The following is a 3,765-nucleotide window of genomic DNA, read 5'->3' as shown; positions in this document are numbered from 1 at the left end:
ACCACTGGGAGACCCACCGTGCGGCGGTTTTCAAATTTCGTTTCCAGAGGCCATGCGCGAGGCGGTGGTAGAGTACCGCCCAGAGCCCAGCGTAGGTAAAAACCTCTAAAAGATTGCGGGCGGCGGGGTCTTTTTGAAAGATTGTAGCAACATCCTCGCGGAGCCGGGCAAACATCGTGTTGCTATTTTATCACCCAGCTTCTAATCTTTTTTGGCAATCACGGACTCACTGTACATGCGTAAATAGCGATCTATATACTGTCGGAGCTGTGCATACTCGCTGGGCGCAGCGGTGACACGCTGGTCTCGCACTTCGATAGATATCGTCAGTTTACGCCCCTCTTGCTGGACGGTGCGCGTGAAACTTCCTAAGCGGCTCTGCCCCGAGCTGGACTTGGGGACGTACAGGTAGCTATAGCCCTCGGGGATGGTGACTTCCAGTGTCGAGCGCATCAGGCGTGGCTCGGGTTGGTAGATTGGATAGAGACGACTGTCTTCGGTGAACGGCGACGCGAAGGGGGAGCTGGCTTGGTCAGGGCGTGCCTTGAAAAGCAGAAGCTCACCACTGACATTCGCCCAGGAGGGGAAGCGTGCGTTTGCCGCGAGTGTTAGAGACAGGTCCCGATTGCTCGGATCCGAGAGGCGGTAGCTCTCCACTTTAGGGTTGACCCCAATGATTCCCAGTAGTGCTTCGGCATATTTCTTGGTCTCATCAGGGCTTTTCACGATCAGATTTGCCCGCAGAGCGAGCTCGTAGTCGCCGTTGCCGGCTAGAGCAACCGTTCCGCTGGCGCTGCCTTCGGCATCTAAAATAAGGCGGACTGTCTGGTCCGTCGTTGCCTGCTCGGGAGTGGCTTCGGGAACCGTCTGGAACTCCGCTTTGCCGTCTTTGATCACCAGTGCTTCAACGCCACGGTCTGCCTGAGGGATATCGCCGAAGCGACAGACCTGAGCGGTGGCATCGAGCCAGTAGGTTTTTTCACCGATTGTCGTCTGACAGATGGCGTGGTTGAAGGAGTGAGGGGAGGGGAGTTCAGTCTGCTGAGCGAAAGGCTCCCCTGCCTGTAGTAGCACGGGATAGGCCGTCAGGCCCACAGCCCGGAGGAGCGCCACGAGTAGGGTTGCCATATCTTTGCAGTCGCCGTACTGAACGGTGAGCGTGCGGCTTGCAGGGCGGGGCTGGTAGGCGGAGATCCCCAGCTCGATAGCAACATAGCGGGTTTTTTCCTGGACATAGTAAAAAATCGCCCGGGCTTTTTCTTCGTCGGTGCGACAGTTCTTGGTTAGCTCACGTGCCAGCGTGGATACCACGGGATCGGATTTCATCGCATCGCGCCCGAGCTTTGTGTACCAATCGGCGACGGTTTGCCAGTTCGGGACGGTGGAGATGGTGAGCTTGGGGAGCTGGCGCTCGACGGGGGGCATGAGCGGCTCGGTGCTCAGAGGAGCGACATTTTTATCTTCCCAGGTATAGGTCACGCTCTTGCCGTCGGCACTCTGGCGGATCGTGGGTTCAATGGTGCTGTTGCGTAGCTGCCGGGCTAGGTTGAGCGACTTAGGAACCGTCACCCGCAGGCGCGTGAGCTGTACGGGATCAAAGCCGCCCTGAAAGTACCAGTGAAACCAGAAGTGCCCGGGCAGCGGCGAGGTTTTTTGTTCCGTGACATACTCGTACTCGATTAAACAGCCGGGCTCGACGGCGGGCATGGAGAACGAGAGGACTTTCGCATCATCGTAGCCCTCGCTGGCAGCACCATTGCGCACCTCCGTGGGCTTGACCTCCACGACCTGACCATTGGGCCGCAGCGTCCGTGCCCGAAGGAGCTTAACGGTTTCGTAGCTGCCGTTATAGGGAACCTTGATCTCCGCTTCCTGCTCGCGCCCGCGCTGGTTGAGAATCTTTATCGCCTGGCGCGTCACCGTACGCGCGGAGCCGTCGGGCCGCACGGTAATATCCGCAAGATCTAAGAGAGTCGCCTTAGCGGCGTTGGGATACTCGGCGGCTTTTGGTGCCTCCGCGAGAAGCTTTTTTAGCTCCGCCACATCGGGCTGAGTGAAGATAAGTGCAGGAGTCGGAAGCCACATGGAGATATAATACCGTCATGTCCGTAACTCTGACTCCCACGCAACCTACCCGTCGTGTCGTCTACCCCACGTCGGATGGAAAACCCATGGCTGAAACTGACCTGCATATTGATCTGATAGCGTACTGCCGAGACGCGCTCCGTGCCTATTTTTTGCCGTGTGCGAACGAGGTCTACGTCTCTGGAAATAACTTTGTGTTCTTTCGGCAGGGCGATCCCACGGCGAAGATATCACCGGATTGCTACGTTGTCTTTGAGTTCACGAGTAAGAAAACGCGCAACGAGGACATCGGCGAAAAGCTATTGCGCTACGAGAGCCTGCGTGTCCCTGAGTACTTTCTCTTCGATCCCAAAGGGGAGTATCTCCAGCCCGCACTGCGCGGCTATCGTTTGACGTCACTGGGCATGTACGCCCCAATCGCTCCTGATGCTGAGGGTTGCCTACACTCCCAGCAGTTGGGGCTCGTGCTGGTGCAAGAAAACCGTCGGCTGCGCTTACGAGACAGCCTCACGGGCGAGCTGCTCCGAAGCGCCGCCGAGGCTGAGGAAGAAATCACACGGCTTCGTGCGGAGCTTGAGCGGCTACGGGGGGCGATATAATACCCGTTGCCATGCTCTCACGAAAAAGTTTACTGACGGCCTTTACTCTCGGGATATTCCCTACGACCCTCTTTGCGCAGAAGCTTGACGACGACTCGTTTGAGCTCCACCGCTTGCGGATTGTAAACCGTCGGCTAGGGACGATCCAGGTTTCGACCGATGCGGGATCGAGCTGGTCTATTGTCGGGCGTGTGACACAGCCATCCACGGGAGCCAGTGAGGGCTACCTTGCCGCCGAGTACGCACCGGTGGGATCCGTCGCGGCGGTAGCCGTCCACGGGCTGCGTATCCGCATCTCAGGGGAAGATCCTCAGCTTCACGCACCGCTCGTGATGGGGATCTCCCCAACGGAGTTCTCAGGAGACAAAGCGAATTTTGGCTACGGAGGGCACCGCGCGGGCTCCGTGGGCATGCAGACCGATATTCCTGCGGGCACGTCCATCTTTCGAGAGCTTGCTCCTCTTCCGGGCAACATGGTATTCACGGAATCGCGCGGGGGGCGGCTGGTTCCGCTGCCCGAGGGCTTCAAGCCACGTGGCCAGGGCGAGATACTGATTATCCCCGTACGTGTTCCGTTAAAGCGGCTACGTGAGGTGCTGATCGAGAATAAGCTCGGGGGGAAAGTCCGTGTCACTTTGGCGGGGGGCGAGAGCCGGGTGGTGACGTATGTGGTGAAGCCGGTGGCCGGGATCGGGCGCTTTGATGGGACGAGCTACACGGGCGTGGGGCGCATCAACACGGCGCACACGGGCGTGATCACGGTCTCCACGGCACCCATTGACACACGGCAACCCGAAGGAGAGGGCAAAGAGCGCCGAGGCGGTTTCCAGATCTCGCCCCTCTGGCACAATAGCCGTACCAATGAGCACGATGCCCCGATGATGCTGCTTCTGGGGGCACTGGGCGAGGACGGGAAACCTGTCAAGCGCCGCCGTGAGCTGGAGGGGACGGCTCCCTTATTTTTAGGGCATCTCGGGCTGTTTGGCGAGGGGGCCACCGTAGACTGGCAGATAGACGATGGCGAGTGGGAGGCCATGCCGCCTATTCTCGGGGTGCGCCTGGATGCCTTTACTGCCGATGG

Annotated in this window: 2 protein-coding genes and 1 pseudogene; 2 read left to right on the top strand and 1 reads right to left on the bottom strand. The window is 59.0% G+C overall.

Features of this window, described 5'->3' with window-relative positions; translation table 11 throughout:
- Positions 1 to 201: 201 nt before the first annotated feature.
- Positions 202 to 2,085 (bottom strand): DUF3857 domain-containing protein, encoded by a 1,884-nt coding sequence (locus ACH2EH_RS16405; protein WP_395143231.1) that lies wholly within the window; start codon positions 2,083 to 2,085, stop codon positions 202 to 204.
- Positions 2,086 to 2,102: 17 nt separating this feature from the next.
- Between ACH2EH_RS16405 and ACH2EH_RS16400 the strand changes: the two genes are divergently transcribed.
- Together ACH2EH_RS16400 and ACH2EH_RS16395 are read left to right on the top strand one after the other, a co-directional pair.
- Positions 2,103 to 2,684 carry a Uma2 family endonuclease gene (locus ACH2EH_RS16400; RefSeq protein ID WP_395143229.1) on the top strand — a complete coding sequence of 194 codons (582 nt, stop codon included), beginning with the start codon at positions 2,103 to 2,105 and terminating at the stop codon, positions 2,682 to 2,684.
- 11 nt (positions 2,685 to 2,695) lie between these two features.
- A pseudogene (locus tag ACH2EH_RS16395) lies at positions 2,696 to 3,765 on the top strand (hypothetical protein); the annotation flags it as partial.

This window comes from Armatimonas sp. (assembly GCF_043760365.1).
Taxonomy (GTDB): domain Bacteria; phylum Armatimonadota; class Armatimonadia; order Armatimonadales; family Armatimonadaceae; genus Armatimonas.
This window is presented reverse-complemented; position numbering and strand designations above follow the sequence as displayed.